This window comes from Cohnella sp. SGD-V74, from assembly GCF_003001675.1.
Lineage (GTDB): Bacteria > Bacillota > Bacilli > Paenibacillales > Paenibacillaceae > Cohnella.
In genome coordinates this window covers 24,876-39,362 of sequence record NZ_PVYW01000003.1, presented here as the reverse complement: position 1 = coordinate 39,362, position 14,487 = coordinate 24,876, and the positions used below count along the sequence as shown (strand labels likewise).

General features: G+C 56.8%; 12 protein-coding genes and 1 pseudogene. 7 read left to right on the top strand and 6 right to left on the bottom strand.

Going from position 1 to position 14,487, the window contains the following annotated elements:
* Window positions 1–23 precede the first annotated feature (23 nt).
* The 3 genes and pseudogenes from B0G52_RS05105 to B0G52_RS35870 all read left to right on the top strand — a co-directional run bounded on the left by B0G52_RS05105 (window position 24) and on the right by B0G52_RS35870 (window position 1,172).
* Window positions 24–341: a substrate-binding periplasmic protein gene (locus tag B0G52_RS05105; protein WP_094042458.1), complete on the top strand. Its 318-nt coding sequence runs from the start codon at window positions 24–26 to the stop codon at window positions 339–341.
* Between the two features lie 128 nt (window positions 342–469).
* Window positions 470–1,006: pseudogene (locus B0G52_RS05100) on the top strand (GNAT family N-acetyltransferase); the annotation flags it as partial.
* Between the two features lie 22 nt (window positions 1,007–1,028).
* Complete coding sequence (locus B0G52_RS35870; protein WP_198960600.1) at window positions 1,029–1,172, top strand: hypothetical protein; 144 nt, start codon at window positions 1,029–1,031, stop codon at window positions 1,170–1,172.
* Window positions 1,173–1,447: 275 nt separating this feature from the next.
* Here B0G52_RS35870 and B0G52_RS05095 read toward each other — a convergent pair whose 3' ends face one another.
* Window positions 1,448–3,004 carry an ABC-F family ATP-binding cassette domain-containing protein gene (locus tag B0G52_RS05095; protein WP_094042456.1) on the bottom strand — a complete coding sequence of 519 codons (1,557 nt, stop codon included), beginning with the start codon at window positions 3,002–3,004 and terminating at the stop codon, window positions 1,448–1,450.
* A 193-nt stretch (window positions 3,005–3,197) separates the two neighbouring features.
* On the opposite strand from B0G52_RS05095, the gene B0G52_RS05090 reads away from it, so the two are divergent.
* Window positions 3,198–4,163 carry a hypothetical protein gene (locus B0G52_RS05090; RefSeq protein WP_094042455.1) on the top strand — a complete coding sequence of 322 codons (966 nt, stop codon included), beginning with the start codon at window positions 3,198–3,200 and terminating at the stop codon, window positions 4,161–4,163.
* Here B0G52_RS05090 and B0G52_RS05085 read toward each other — a convergent pair.
* The gene (locus B0G52_RS05085) at window positions 4,156–4,521 is read right to left on the bottom strand and encodes a GIY-YIG nuclease family protein (RefSeq protein WP_094042454.1); all 366 of its coding nucleotides are present in this window, start codon (window positions 4,519–4,521) and stop codon (window positions 4,156–4,158) included. The two genes, B0G52_RS05090 and B0G52_RS05085, sit on opposite strands and share 8 nt — an antisense overlap.
* Before the next feature lie 52 nt (window positions 4,522–4,573).
* On the bottom strand, window positions 4,574–5,326 hold the full coding sequence (locus B0G52_RS05080; protein ID WP_094042453.1) for a DUF2087 domain-containing protein: 753 nt from the start codon (window positions 5,324–5,326) through the stop codon (window positions 4,574–4,576).
* Between the two features lie 172 nt (window positions 5,327–5,498).
* Between B0G52_RS05080 and hisC the strand changes: the two genes are divergently transcribed.
* Both hisC and B0G52_RS05070 read left to right on the top strand, forming a co-directional pair.
* Window positions 5,499–6,557, top strand: coding sequence for a histidinol-phosphate transaminase (gene hisC, locus B0G52_RS05075; protein WP_094042854.1), 1,059 nt, complete (start codon window positions 5,499–5,501; stop codon window positions 6,555–6,557).
* A gap of 40 nt (window positions 6,558–6,597) precedes the next feature.
* Window positions 6,598–7,128 carry a YfiT family bacillithiol transferase gene (locus B0G52_RS05070; protein ID WP_094042853.1) on the top strand — a complete coding sequence of 177 codons (531 nt, stop codon included), beginning with the start codon at window positions 6,598–6,600 and terminating at the stop codon, window positions 7,126–7,128.
* A 21-nt stretch (window positions 7,129–7,149) separates the two neighbouring features.
* Here B0G52_RS05070 and B0G52_RS05065 read toward each other — a convergent pair whose 3' ends face one another.
* The 3 genes from B0G52_RS05065 to B0G52_RS05055 all read right to left on the bottom strand — a co-directional run bounded on the left by B0G52_RS05065 (window position 7,150) and on the right by B0G52_RS05055 (window position 13,897).
* The gene (locus tag B0G52_RS05065; protein ID WP_094042452.1) at window positions 7,150–9,021 is read right to left on the bottom strand and encodes a putative bifunctional diguanylate cyclase/phosphodiesterase; all 1,872 of its coding nucleotides are present in this window, start codon (window positions 9,019–9,021) and stop codon (window positions 7,150–7,152) included.
* Window positions 9,022–9,255: 234 nt separating this feature from the next.
* Window positions 9,256–9,969, bottom strand: coding sequence for a response regulator transcription factor (locus tag B0G52_RS05060; RefSeq protein WP_369827022.1), 714 nt, complete (start codon window positions 9,967–9,969; stop codon window positions 9,256–9,258).
* A 106-nt stretch (window positions 9,970–10,075) separates the two neighbouring features.
* Window positions 10,076–13,897, bottom strand: a complete 3,822-nt coding sequence (locus B0G52_RS05055; RefSeq protein WP_158223591.1) for a response regulator — start codon at window positions 13,895–13,897, stop codon at window positions 10,076–10,078.
* Between the two features lie 164 nt (window positions 13,898–14,061).
* Between B0G52_RS05055 and B0G52_RS05050 the strand changes: the two genes are divergently transcribed.
* Window positions 14,062–14,352: a hypothetical protein gene (locus B0G52_RS05050; protein WP_094042449.1), complete on the top strand. Its 291-nt coding sequence runs from the start codon at window positions 14,062–14,064 to the stop codon at window positions 14,350–14,352.
* The last annotated feature ends 135 nt before the right edge of the window (window positions 14,353–14,487 follow it).

Here is a 14,487-nt window from a genome sequence, read left to right as displayed (position 1 = left end):
GGCAGGAGCGAAAGATTGAAGTCATGTACGGGAACGGGGCCGCTCACGATCTGGTCGAGCTCATTCGTACGAAGCGGGTCGACGCGACGCTTCAGACGGACTTTTCCGTTCGGTTCGAGACCGACGAGGAAGGCAATCAGGCGCTTAAGCTGGTCGGAGAACCGCTGTTCGAGGGCGGAGTCCACTACGTGCTCCGCAAAGAAGAAGACGAGCTCGCGGCAAAGCTGGACGAAGCGGTCAGAGCGGCGAAAGCGGACGGCACGATCGCCAAACTGAGCATGGAATGGTTTGGACAAGATTTTACGAAAAGCTTACAGGAGTTAGGGGAATCGCTGCGATAGAAGAGAGAGACAGGGGGACGCGGCGTTCGGCTGCCTTCGCGGTGGGCTTGCGGCTGGACGGTGCGCAGGGTCGGCGTATTGGCCTGCTTGTCGGGACGCGTTATAATTAGGTAACAACGTTTCGCAATCAGATCCATAGCTTGGAGGCCGTTCCCGTGCAGCAATCGTATGAAATCGTACACGCCGTGAAAGAAGATCTTGAACGAATCGTCGACATCTATAACACCACAATCGCCAGCCGCAGTGTGACAGCCGATCTGGAACCGGTCACGGCGGAAGATCGAATGCAATGGTTCGAAGAGCATTCGGCGGATCATCGGCCGATCTGGGTTATGAAGGACGGGGAGGCGATCATCGCGTGGCTCAGCTTCTCCAGGTTCCACAGCCGCGCCGCGTACGATGCGACCGCCGAGATCAGCGTCTATATCGATCCGGCTTACCGCTCCCGGGGAATCGGCAGCCTCTTTTTCCGGAAAGCGATCGAGGAGTGTCCGCGTCTGGGCATCCGCAACGTTATTGCGCTCGTGTTCGGCCACAACGAGGCGAGCTTGGCGCTGCTGCGGAAGTTTGGCTTCGAGCAATGGGGGCTGCTGCCCGGCGTGGCGACGCTGGACGGCATCGACCGCGATCTCGTCTACATGGGGCTGAAAGTGCCTCCGCAGTAACTAAAGGAGAGGGGGGAGCGCGGTGACGCTGTTTATCGCAATCGTGCTTATCATCGGCCTGGCGGGCATCATCGGCAACCAGTATTCCGGGCTGCAAAGAATGAACAAGATGCAGCAGACTTTGGAGGAAATCCGGGACGCCATTCGTTCGCGGGAAGGGCGCTGAGGGGAAGAGAACGCGATAAAACCTTCGGCTGTTTAATCGACTTGCTGTCATTGCAGCGGGCTTGTCGGAGTGCCGATACTCGAAAGTTTAGAACAACGCTCGCCGTTTGGGCACAATTTGGGAGACGATACTCGAAAGTTTAGAGCAACGCCCGACGTTTCAGCGCCGCCAGAACACTAGTGGCAATTGACCATGTAAGAGAATGGGTCAACAGCAGAAAAAAACCGATACGCCGGGAGGATGATAACCCCCGGGCGTATCGGTTTTTTGTCTATTTAGAACACTTTGGTCGTCCAGGTCTCGCAGTTCCAGACGTCGGTCGCGACTTCGCGATAAAATTCCGGTTCGTGGCTGATGAGCAGGATGCTGCCCTTGTACGCCTTAAGCGCGCGCTTCAGTTCGTCCTTGGCGTCGACGTCGAGGTGGTTGGTCGGTTCGTCGAGCACGAGCAAGTTCGTCTGCTTGTTGATCAGGTTGCACAGGCGGACCTTTGCTTTCTCTCCGCCGCTCAGCACGGTGACCTTGCTCTCGATATGCTTGGTCGTCAGGCCGCACTTGGCGAGCGCCGCGCGAACTTCGAACTGGGTCATCGCCGGGAAGTTCTTCCATACCGCCTCGATGCACGTCTCGTCGGCGGTTTCCTTGACCTCCTGTTCGAAGTAGCCGACGAACAGATTGTCGCCTTGCTTGGCTTCGCCGGACAGGGAAGGGATTTCGCCGAGCAGACTGCGCAGCAGCGTCGTCTTGCCGATGCCGTTGGCGCCGACGAGGGCGACCTTCTGACCGCGCTCCATCAGCAGGTCGATCGGACGGCAGAGCGGCTCGTCGTAGCCGATGACGAGGTTTTTCGCTTCGAAGATCATACGCCCGGACGTGCGGGCTTCCTTGAAGTTGAACTCCGGCTTCGGCTTCTCGCGCGCCAGCTCGATAATGTCCATATTGTCGAGCTTCTTCTGGCGGGACATCGCCATGTTGCGCGTCGAGACGCGCGCCTTGTTGCGGGCGACGAAGTCCTTCAGATCTTCGATCTCCTGTTGTTGGCGCTTGTAGGCCGATTCCAACTGCTGCTTCTTCGCCTCGTGAAGCTGAACGAAGTTGTCGTAGTCGCCAACGTATCGATTGAGCTCCTGGTTGCCCATGTGGTACACCAGGTTAATGACGCTGTTCAGGAACGGAATGTCGTGAGAGACGAGAATAAAGGCGTTCTCGTAACTTTGCAGGAAACGAGTAAGCCAAGTGATATGCTGCTCGTCGAGATAGTTGGTCGGCTCGTCGAGGAGCAGAATGTCCGGCTTCTCCAGAAGCAGCTTGGCGAGCAGCACCTTCGTACGCTGTCCGCCGCTCAGGTCGTGCACGTCGCGGTCGAGGCCGATGTCGCCCAGTCCGAGACCGCGTGCGATCTCCTCCACCTTGGCGTCGATCAGATAAAAGTCGTTATTCGTCAAAATGTCCTGAATCGTGCCGACTTCCTCCAGCAGCCGCTCCAGTTCGTCCGGCTCTACGGAGCCCATTTTCTCGTACATGTCGTTCATTTCAACTTCGAGATCGACCAGATAGCGGAATGCGCCGCGCAACGCGTCGCGGATCGTCATCCCTTTCTCCAACGCAGAATGCTGGTCGAGGTAGCCGACGCGGACTTTTTTGGCCCATTCGACTTTGCCGGCGTCCGGCTCGAGGCTGCCCGTGATGATGTTCATAAAGGTAGATTTGCCTTCGCCGTTCGCGCCGACGAGGCCGACATGCTCGCCCTTGAGCAGGCGGAAGCTGACGTCGTTGAAGATGGCCCGGTCGCCGAAGCCATGCGATAGGTTGGTTACAGTTAATATGCTCATGAATCAGACACCTTTTCCTTTATTGACACACTAAGTTCCATTATAAGCGGTGAACGGCGAAAAACTCAACGGCTTCGACGGCTTTGTCGAAAAAGTCTAGCGAACCACCCGGGCTGCAGCCCGCTAATTAAGTTACTTCTCGATCGCTTGATGGTTATAATGAAAGAAACAGATAACTCAGGGGGCGCTGGATATGCGAATGAAAAAGGGAATGATTGTCCTGTTGGCATTGATCGTCGCAGGGTGCAGCGGAGCGGGGAATACACCCGAGGCAACGCCGATCGCGGAATCACCGACGGCTTCGCCAACCGGCACGGCAACAAGCTCGGCATCGGAATCTCCTTCCGAATCGCCGATCGCGTCCGAGGCTGGCGAGTCGCCCGAAGCCGTGCTGAATACGGAGTCGTTGTCGCCGCTGTTCGCATTCGCAGACGAGGAGGGGACGCGGCTGATGGCGTTGACAGACGGGATGGAGGAGCCGGACGCGGTGAAGGAAGGGACGCTGGGCGACTATCGTCTGGCGATCGGGGAAGGCGGCCGTCAGGTGCTGCGCATCCGCTACGAGAAGCATCAAGCCCGTTCGGAGCAGGACAACGGAAGACAGGCGGCGTATAACTTCGACAATATGGAAGGGGATATTTACGCGATCGAAGAGGGGGAGGCGACGCCCAACGAGAGCTACTACCTCGTGACCGAAGAGCAGTTCGACGTTCAGGCGCTTATCCCGCTTAAGCCATCCGCCGATCACGAGATGCCGGACGATGTCGCGCAGAAGATCGCCGAGGCGAAAGGGCGCGCGATCGAGCACGGCTGGCTGCTCGCCCACGCTCAGGACGGCCGGCGAATCTACGTCATTGAGTTCCAACGTCAAGGCGAGGATATGCTGGCAAGTCTCGTATGGGAGGACGGCGAACGGCTCGTATGGATGGACTATCCGGCCGCATACAACGAGAATTCGACCTGGAGAGTCGACGACGGGGGCGAGATTTCGCCGGATATGTTCCGGTTCCTGTTCGCCGCCCGCGGCGCCGACGACGGCATCGTACTGGGCGTGCAGTGGCTGGGCGCCGAGGGAGAAAATCTCACGGTTCTGCGCTCGTCAGGCGATCGCTTCGAGGAAACCGGCATCTCCGGGGGCCGCTACTTGTCGCCTATTTGAGTTTATGGTAGCCTTTCTCGCCGAACGGCTGCAGCTTGTCGATCCATTTGTCCTCCAGCAGCTTTAGCTCGTCCTTGACGTTCACGAACGGATTATCGCTTGGCTTCAGCACTTCGAGCACTTCCATCGCGAACGCTTCTTCTCCGTATTCGGTCCATTCCCGCTGAAGCTCCTTGTTCGGATAGGTGCCCAGATTCAGGCTGGCCGTCCTTCCGTTCAAGGACTTCAGATTCGGGGTCGTGTCGACGAGCACCTTGCCGTTGATATTGTTGCGGATCTGGAAGACGCCCGCTTCGATCGGAATCTCCTTATATTGCGCGATCAGCTGCGCTCGTTCTTCTTTGCTTTTCGGTTTCATCTTATTTCTCTCTCCGTTCTGTAAAGTAAAGTTGGCGGACTTTATGAACTACCTATTTAAGCCAGTACTGGCTTCCGTCGGGCTCTCGGTCCATATAACCGTACTCGATCAAATATCTTCTAAGGACGGCATAATCCTCATAGGCAGTCAGCAAAATTTCGTTAACTTCCTTCTCCGAATACGTGCGCCCGGGCTCGAACCGCTTGGCGATTTCCGTCAGGACGATGACCTTGTGCTTCTCCTGAATGGCGAACTTGGTCAGCTTGCCGTCGGGGCCGTCGGGAAAATATTTATCCAGCGTGCGCTCCGCTTCGTCCGCCGTAATCCGGTAGCGTTCGTCGACCATTCGTGCGGTTTTGTGCACGGGAACGATGTCGGGGGCGTGGCGGTCTTTCTCCTTGAGCAGCTCCATCAAAGCCAAATACACTTTGGCCTGGCGTTCCTTCTCCTTCAGCACAAATCGGTGGTTGCGAATCGTCGAGGCGCTGCCGATGCCCAGCTCCTTGCGCACCTCGTCGTCCGATCTGCCTTGATAGAACAGATGGAGCAGGCTGTTCTGGTGCTCGGTCAAGCCGGTAAGCTTCTTGTCGAGGCCGATCAAGTATTCGAACACCGAGCCGTGCGCCTTGCCGATATGGCTGCGGATCGCTTTCTCGGCATCGTAATAACGGCCGTCCTCCGGATAGACGACGCCCAGCTCCGTGCGTTCTCCGCACAGCAGGCAGACGAAGTGTTCATCCTCGCGAACGTAACCTTGCTTCAACTCTTCCACTGAACTGTTCCAGAAAACATCTGAGTTACTCATTATGCAAACACATCCTAATTACGTTTGTATTTATGATAGACAATATACAGTAATGTTTTGTTTTCGTCAATGAATAGCGTTTGGTTAGCGCGGGACGACGACGATGCGCCATATAGACCCGCAAAGCGGCTGAAGGTATAATCAGGGAGAAAATAGAGTGGAGGTTCTGACGATGAGTACATACTGGAGCGAACTGACCGAATCCTTGGAGCCCTACGTACCCGGAGAGCAGCCGAAGGACCGGACCTACATCAAGCTGAACACGAACGAAAATCCGTATCCGCCTTCCCCGAAAGCGCTGGAAGCGATCAGAGAAGCGGCCGGAGCGGACTTGCGTCTGTATCCCGACCCGACCTGCGACTCGCTGCGCGAGACGATCGCGGCGCATTACGGCTTGACGAAGGAGCATGTATTCGTCGGGAACGGCTCGGATGAAATATTGGCGTTCGCTTTTCCGGCGTTCTTCTCGGCGAAGCGCCCGATTTTATTCCCGGACATCACTTATTCGTTCTATCCGGTTTACGCGCAGCTGTACAGATTGCCATACGAAACGGTACCGACCGACGAACAGTTCAGAATCGATCCGAAGTCGTATTCGGTACCGAACGGCGGTGTCATTTTGCCGAATCCGAACGCTCCGACGGCCCGTTATTTAATCACTAATGGCATTAAAGAAATTCTTGAGGCGAACAGAGGGCAAGTCGTCATCGTCGACGAAGCCTACATCGATTTCGGCGGGGAATCGGTCGTGCCGCTCGTTGCCGAATATCCGAATCTGCTTGTCGTTCAGACGTTGTCCAAGTCGAGATCGCTGGCCGGACTTCGGGTAGGTATGGCCTTCGGACATCCCGACCTGATCGAAGGGCTGAACCGGATCAAAAACTCGTTCAACTCGTACACGCTGGACAGGCTGGCGCTGGCCGGCGCGATCGCGGCGATCGAGGACCGGGCATATTTCGAAGAGACGAACCGGAAAGTGGTGGCCACGAGGGACAGAACGACCGCAGCTCTCAGGGAGCTCGGCTTCGAAGTGATCGATTCGCTGGCGAACTTCGTCTTCGTGACCCATCCGGTCAAGGAAGCGCGCGAGCTGTTCGCGGCGTTGAAGGAACGGGGCATCCTTGTCCGATACTTCAACAAGCCGAGAATCGACCGCTACTTGCGCGTGAGCATCGGCACGGACGAGGAGATGGATGCGTTCCTGGACGCGTTGCGGGAACTTGCCGCCTAATTCAGGCGAGCACGAGAGCGAAGGGGAGAGGAAGATGGATATGGAGAAGCTGAAATATCCGATCGGGCGCTTCGATGCCGAAGGAGAGGTTACGGGGAAACAGAGGGAAAACTGGATTACCGACATCGCGGACTTGCCATCGGAGCTGGCTTCGGCGCTCGAAGGATTGGACGATCGGCAGCTCGATACACCCTACCGGCCGGAAGGGTGGACGGTGCGGCAGGTGGCGTTCCATATCGGCGACAGCCACCTGAACAGCTTCGCGAGGTTTAAGCTGGCGCTGACGGAAGAGCAGCCGACGATCCGTCCCTATGACGAGGGGGCTTGGGCCGATCTTCCGGATACGTTCAAGGCTCCGATTGAGCTGTCGGTCGACTTCGCGACGGCGCTGCACGCCAGGTGGGTGTTCCTGCTGAGAGGCATGAGAGAAGCGGATTTCGCCAGAACGTTCTTCCACCCGGCGTCGCAATCCGTCTCCCGGCTCGATTATGCGATCGGAATGTATGCCTGGCACGGCCGGCACCATGTCGCGCACATTACGTCTCTGCGTGAGAGGATGGGCTGGCTCTAGACGGTTGGCGCGAGCCGGCGGCTACGCCAGCTGCACGCCGCCGATCAGAGCCGGCAGCCGTTCGCCGTCCATCGGCCGTCCCAGCAGATTCCCTTGCGCGAAATGGCATTCGTGCTTTTTGTAGAAGGCGAGCTGCTCGTACGTTTCCAATCTCGTCGCGACGATCTCGCAGGGAAGCAGCTTAAGCGATTCGAACAACGAATCGTTCAGCTCCCGATCGGAAGCTCCGGCGGTTTCCAGCATGAGGCGGTTGTCGATCTTGATCGCCTGAACGGGCAGCCTGCGCAGGTGGGGGAGCGTCGTCGCTCCGAGTCCGTAATCGTCGATCGCAAGTCTGACGCCGAAAGCACGGAGCCGCTTCATCGGCAGCTCGGCCTTGTCGAAGGAGCCGGCCAGCGTGTGCTCCGCGATCTCGAGCTCCAGTCGCTGCGGTTCGATTCCGGTATCGGAGAGCACCTGTTCGACGATATCGGCAAATCCCGGATCAAGCAGCTGAGAGGCCGACAGATTCACAGATATCGTCAGAGAAGAGGGGGACGGAGCGACCCGCATCAGCGTCAGGCACGCTTGCCGAACTACCCACTCGCCGATCGCGAGCATCGATTCGGTGCTTTCGGCGAGCGGGATGAATTCTTTGGGCTCGACGCTGCCCAGCTCCGGATGCTCCCAGCGCAACAACGCTTCGAATCCTCTTAGCCGCCCCGAATGCACCTCGTATTGCGGCTGATACTGCAGATGCAGCTGATTATGCTGCAGCGCCGTGCGGACGTGCACTTCGATCATCGTGCGGCGCCGGATCTGCGTCGTCAGCTTCTCGTGGTATTGAACGACTTGCTGCAAGCCCGAATCCTTGGAGTGCTGCAGCGCCGCATAGGCTCTCGGGAGCAGCTCCTCGACCGTAATGGCTTCGTTCCAATAGGCCGTCACTCCGATATGGCTCGTCAGATGATAGAGCTGTCTGTTCATTGAATAGGGGGACGATAACAGCGTTTGCAATTCGTCCCATATTTCCAGCGAGACGTCGGGAAGCTTGCGGAAGGAAGGATCGGTCATGACGATCAGAAACTCTTCGCGCTCCAGTCTGCATACCAAAGCGTTGTCCGGCATCCAATTTTTGAGCCGCTGACCGACTTGATTGAGCAGATGGGCTCTCGACGACTCACAATTAATGGCATTAATGATCTTGAATCCGTCGATATCGAGCAAGGCGAGATAGAAAGGTGTGCGCGCGTCTATCCATTTGCGGATCTGTTGGAGGAACAGCGCGGAGGACATCAGGCCGCTCTTCTCGTCGATGGCGTAGCGGCGTTTTCTCGTCCATTCCGAATTCATGAAGTAATGAAAGAGCATGGAGGAGACGGGGAAGACGACGAGCGTGCTCGGAGCGCTGTGCCAGAGCCACACGGAACGGATTTCTTCGGGCAGCATAATCGCGGCCAAGCCCATGCTTGCGGCAGAGACGAGCACGCCGATCAGCGCAGGGTGGACGAGGCCGAGGGAGCTGTCGCGGTCGGCCGGTCGGAGACGCCGGTAGACGAGTCCGATCGCGGAGGCGAGCCCGACCGCGACGATGCCGGTCTCCAAGCCTACGCCGCCCAGAGCAACCCGCACGCCGAGCATCAGTCCGGCGGAGACGAGCGCGGACAACGGTCCGCCGACCCAAGCCGCCAACGCGGCGACGATATGATACATGGGAGCGAGCGTTCCGGCCCCTCCCTGGAAGGGAATAAGCATCGTCAGAATGCCCGCGGTGCCGAAGAGAAGACCGTGCATTCCGTTCTTAAGCGCGACCGTTCGGTGAATCACCGAAGGATACAGGCGATTACCGATCACGAGAAACAGGATGACGACGGCCATATGCTGCATAAGCCCGATCAGATTAAGCCAGTTCATCAACAGTCATCACTCCCCAAGCATGAACGGCATCCGCCGCGTGCGAATCCGGCGGAGTCGCGGACATAGAAAGCCCACTTCAGTTTGAACGTTAATCATTAAGGAAATTACAGGAAAAGTATTAAGGAAAGTGTTAGGAAAAGATGTGCGCCGTTAACAAAAGAAAAGAACTTCCAGATTCGCACCCCGAAGGCGAAATCCGGAAGTTCTTTTGCAACTATGTAGTCGATGGATCTATGGATTCATGAATTTGTAGCCTACTCCCCAAACCGTCTTGATGTATTGCGGTTCTTTAGGATTTCTCTCCAGCTTGCGCCTTAGGTTGGTGACGTGAACGTCGATTGCCCGATCGTTAATGAAAGAGTCGATGCCGCGAACGGCGTTGATCAATTCCTCTCTGCTGAAGACGCGATTCGGATGCTGATAGAAGAGCTTCATAATCTCGTACTCGGAGAACGTCGTCTCGATATGTTCGCCGTCGAGCACGATCGTGCGCCGTTCCAGATCAAGCGTCAATCCGCTTCCGGGGGAGGAGGCGGATTGATGCGGGTCGTGCGGCTGCAGGTAGGCGACCGCCTTGGCACCCGGAGTCATGTTCAATGTCCGGCGGAGCACCGCTTCCATGCGAACTTTAAGCTCCTGCATGCTGAACGGTTTGACGAGAAAATCGTCCGCGCCGTAGCTGATCGCCTGAATGCGAACCGTAACGGACGGCTTCATGGAAATGACGATGATCGGAATAGCGGTCAGCTGCCTGAATTCCGCGCAAAGCTCCGTCCCGCTCGCATCGGGCAGCATCAGGTCGAGCAACAAAATGTCCGGCTGAAAGGTGTCGAGCGCTTGCTTGCCGTCGCGCGCGGTCTCCACGCGTTGAACGTCGAAATTTTCTTCGGTGAGGTAGAGGGTGAGCATCTCTCCGATGATTGGATCATCTTCAATTACAAGCACTCTTGTCAACGTCGTGTCACACCCTTTAAGTAAAATGTTAGGAATACTCATATTTTGCTAACATTTGCCCTCGCATGTCTATTATATAATGCGGTCAGTCGTTCGTCTAACTCCTTTTTTCATTAAGAAGACGATTCATCGTCTTTAATCCGGTTTCCAGCGACTGGTTGAGCCGTTCCTCCGCTTCCGCTGCCCGATCTTCGTCGCGAAGAGAGCGCTCCAGCGTCGCCGCGGCTTCCTGAATGGCCAACGCTCCGAGGTGTCCCGCGGAACCGCTCAGCGAATGGGCGAGCCGGATCGCATCGTTCATCTTCCCGTCCTCCCGAAGCCGGTCCAGCTGCTGCTGAAAATCGGAATATTGCGCCATGAATTTGTCCAACAGCTTCATATAGAGCTGTTCCTTGCCGCCGATCCGCTGCACAGCGACTCCGGCTTCCAGCTCGGGCAGATTGGGCCACGGCCCGACGGCCTCGCCGACCGGGACAACCGGGCTCGGCAGGGACGGAGAGAGGCCCGCGCCGAGCAGCCATCGGCCGATAGAGGCATACAGGACGCCAGGATCGATCGGTTTCGTCACGATATCGTTCATGCCCGCGTCGCGGCAGCGGGCATGCATCTCGGGCGTTACGTCGGCGGTTACGGCGACGATGGGCAAGCGTTCCTTGCCGTGCAGCTTGCGTATGCGCACAGTCGCTTCGATGCCGTCCATGTCCGGCATGTGCAGATCCATCAAAATCAAGTCGGCCTCGGCCTGATCCGACTCGATCAGCTCGACGGCTTCTGCTCCGCTTTCCAGCAATAAAGCCTCATAACCTTGCGAATCCAGCAGCTGCTTCACGACGATCCGGTTAATCGATTGATCGTCGACGACCCAGATGCGGGCGTTCGCGTCGGCTGCGGACCCCGCCGCCTTGCCGGAATCCGCAGCCGGCAGAACGGAGCGGCGATCGGCCGACGTTCGAGACGAACTGGTGACGACTTGCAGCGCTTGCCGAATCGGCAGCGCGGAAGACGGCTTGACAAGCACGACCTCTGGACGATAAGCGTCCGGAAGCTGATAGAGGGCATCGCGTCCGGAGAGCGTCGTGGACGCGATCGCCTTCACGCCTGCCGCGTCCAGCTCCGTTTTCCATTCCATCCACGTGTCTTCCCCGTGCATATCGCCGCACTCCATGTCGACGACAATCGCGTCCCAGCGGGATTCTTGCAGCAGCAGCCGCGCTTGTCGCCAGGAAGACAGAGCGACCGTCTCGCATCCGAAGGAGGTGAGCAGAACGCGCCAGTGCTCGGCGACTTGGTCGTGATCTTCCAGCACGATGACCTTCAGTCCCGGAAACTGCGGCTTGACCGCAATCGGCCGATCCACGCTCACGGGAAACTCCAGTTCGAACGTAAACTCGCTTCCGACCTGGTATTCGCTCGTCACGGCAATCGTGCCGCCCATCCGTTCGACCAGCGTGTGGGAGATGACGAGTCCGAGCCCGGTGCCGCCGTACTTGCGGCTTGTTTTCTCATCGGCCTGCATGAACGGCTCGAACAGGCGCTCGCGTTGCCCCTCGGTCATCCCGATGCCGGTATCTTTCACGGAGAAGGCAAGCTTAGCCTGCCGCTCGTCGACGCGGACCGCGGATACGGAAAGCTCGATCAGTCCAATGTTCGTGAATTTGATCGCGTTGCTGCCCAAATTGAGCAAAATTTGCTTCAGGCGCGTAGGATCGCCGATCAACCAATCCGGAATACGGGGATCGGCGCGCATAATGAAGTCGACCGGCTTCGGACCGATCAGCACGGAGAACAGGCCGCTCAGCTTCTGCAGCAGATCTTCGGGCTCGAACGGCACGTTCTCGATCGTCAGCTTGTCCGCCTCCAGCTTGGAGTAGTCGAGAATGTCGTTAAGCAGTCTGAGCAGGTTGTCGGAGGACAAGGCAATCTGCTTCAGATAGTTCGCTTGCAGCTCGGTATGCTCCAGCCGTTGAAGAAGGTGGGTCAAGCCGATGATTCCGTTCAGGGGGGTGCGAATCTCATGGCTCATCCTCGCAAGAAAGGAGCTCTTCGCTTCGTTGGCCCGATCGGCTTCTTCCTTGGCGCCTAGAAGCTGCAGCTGGATTTCCTTCTGCTGGGAAATATCCCGAGCAATCGTGGAATAGTAGATTTCCTTTTCGTCATCTGTTTGATGGGCTACGACGGTAATCGAAGTCGTCTGAATGCGGCCGCTTGCGGTCGTGAAATCGATCTCTCCCTGCCAGTACCCGTGCACCCGCGCCGCCGACAATCCCTCCGCGAAGCGGACCGTCATCGGAATGGGCATATACTGGTTGAGCCGATTGTTGTTCTCGTTCAAAGCGGCGATATCGAGGAAGGTGAGGCCGGCTTTGTTCAAATAGAAGATCTGGCCGCGCACGTCGAAGGAAGCGATCATATCGTGCGCGCTGTCCATAATTTCGAAGAGCCTCGTGTTCGTCGCGACCGCTTGTTTGATCTCGCTGACATCTCTGGCGATGAGCACATAGCCTTTGGCGGTTCCGTCCGGATGGCGGATGATGCTTGTGTTCAACGATACGAGCATGCGCGCGCCTTCGCGGTTGATCCAGGTCCATTCCCAATCCGGCAAAAAGCCTTTGCGCGGCATGAGAAACAGAACGGATTCATCCGGGTTCACCCGGATTTGCAGCTTGTGCGAATAGTAGGTCGCGCGTTCTTGCAACTGATCTTGATCGTGCCAGAGGAGCAGGGACTTTCTTCCGATGACTTCGTGCTCTCCGTAGCCCAGCATTTCCTCTGCGCGTTGATTGTAAGAGGTAATTACGAAATGGGAATCCGTTACAATCATAGCATACTGATTGTGCCGGATGAAAGCTTGATAGGGTTCGAACAGCTCTTGCAAATTGTCGATCATGCCGTTGACCGAGCTTGCCAGCATGCCCATTTCGTCCTTGCTCTTGATCGACAAGGGACTCGGGTAGAAATCTCCGGCGGCTACTTTCTGGGTCACGGCGACGACCTGTTTGAGCCTTCGCAGAATCGATCGATGCGTCACGGCATACAGGAACAAGCCCAAAAGGAGTTCCGTGGCGGCGATCAGAACGATGTTCAGCCAGAGCGAATGGCGCAGTGGCGCTTCGAATTCGCTCTTGGACACCGAGTAGACCGCATACCATTCCGTGTTCGGCACTTTGACGTAGAACATTTTCAGCACGCGTCCGAACAGCATCGATTCTCCGTAGCCTTGCTCGCTGTTCTGGAGCTGTCTCGCGAATTCGACAACGGCGGGTTCGTCGGTGATGTAGTTTCTTCTCAGAATGAGGGAGGTGTCCGTATAGTGAAGCAAGTTCGTGTCCCGGTCGATCAGGATCATCGAGCTGTCCTTGTAATCGCCCGATTCCACGTTGAGATGCCTGGAGAATAGCAGGGGGGCGTCCAGCGCGAAGCCGATCACGCCAATCAGACGATTATCCGGGTCATGGAACGGAACCATCTGCCACAGCACGGGATACCCCGTCGAGTCCAGCATCATTGCGGCGAAAGCGCTCTTGCCGTCAAGCGCCTGGCGAAAGGCGGCAAGCTCGGATACCTGTAGCACTTCTCCGTTCGTTAACGTCATTCGGCCCGTCAGGGAAGCGAAGCCGATATGTCTGGCCGGAAGATCGGTCCGAGACACCGCGCTGTTCAAGTAAGCGAGCCGTTCTTCCGGGGTTCGCAGGCGCATCGGAATCGAGTGGCTGAGCAGCTCGGCTTCCTTCATGCGAAGGGAGAGCATGGCGCTCAAGTTGCTGACGGTGCTCGTTAAGCCGGCGAGCCGATGGCGAACGAGCTGGTCGTTCATCTGTTTATTGGAGGTTTCGTAGTTGATAAAGCTCATCGCGACGAACGAGATCGAATTGAGGACGATAAGAGCGACGGCGATCTTGAAGCGAAGAGAGCGGAACATGTCGTGAACCCCCGTATTTAAGGATATCGTTGGAAAATTATTAGACAATTTCATACAAAACAAATACATCCTGCCTAAATCTTCTAATACATTGATTCTATCATATCTAATGAAGACAGATTTCGACAGATTTATCTTGCAAATTCGAGAGGAGATTCGGTATCGTGGCGACCATGATGACGGATTGGGAAGTCGTGACGACGGATGACGCTCGATCCGTCCGATTGTGCGAGGAGTTCGGAGAACGATACGGGTTTACGGCAGGGGAGACAACGGCGTTTAAGCTATGTCTCTTGTACGGGTTGTCGGACGAGGAGATCGTGATGTACGCGAAAATGGAGCCGGAAGCGTTGAGCGATCGGCTGGCCTGCATGATGGGCAAGACGAGAACGCGAACCTCGCGGGAGCTTCAAGCTTTGTTCCTTCGTTATATGCTGAACAGGCTTCCGGCCTAGATTGCCGGAAGCCTGATTTTTTATTGTCTGCATCGTCTCCGACAAAGGGGCTGGCCATAAGTAGGGACGTACAAAATTATCGATGAAAAAAGAAGGGCATCTATCTCCTGGAGACTGCCTCATACGATCCTGAAA

Bases quoted from the DNA above. Each gene is read 5' to 3' on its own strand.
- hisC (WP_094042854.1), top strand. From the start codon at position 5,499: ATGAGTACATACTGGAGCGAACTGACCGAATCCTTGGAGCCCTACGTA.
- B0G52_RS05070 (WP_094042853.1), top strand. From the start codon at position 6,598: ATGGAGAAGCTGAAATATCCGATCGGGCGCTTCGATGCCGAAGGAGAG.
- B0G52_RS05085 (WP_094042454.1), bottom strand. From the start codon at position 4,521: ATGAAACCGAAAAGCAAAGAAGAACGAGCGCAGCTGATCGCGCAATAT.
- B0G52_RS05055 (WP_158223591.1), bottom strand. From the start codon at position 13,897: ATGTTCCGCTCTCTTCGCTTCAAGATCGCCGTCGCTCTTATCGTCCTC.
- B0G52_RS05080 (WP_094042453.1), bottom strand. From the start codon at position 5,326: ATGAGTAACTCAGATGTTTTCTGGAACAGTTCAGTGGAAGAGTTGAAG.
- B0G52_RS05095 (WP_094042456.1), bottom strand. From the start codon at position 3,004: ATGAGCATATTAACTGTAACCAACCTATCGCATGGCTTCGGCGACCGG.
- B0G52_RS05065 (WP_094042452.1), bottom strand. From the start codon at position 9,021: ATGAACTGGCTTAATCTGATCGGGCTTATGCAGCATATGGCCGTCGTC.
- B0G52_RS05090 (WP_094042455.1), top strand. From the start codon at position 3,198: ATGCGAATGAAAAAGGGAATGATTGTCCTGTTGGCATTGATCGTCGCA.
- B0G52_RS05105 (WP_094042458.1), top strand. From the start codon at position 24: ATGTACGGGAACGGGGCCGCTCACGATCTGGTCGAGCTCATTCGTACG.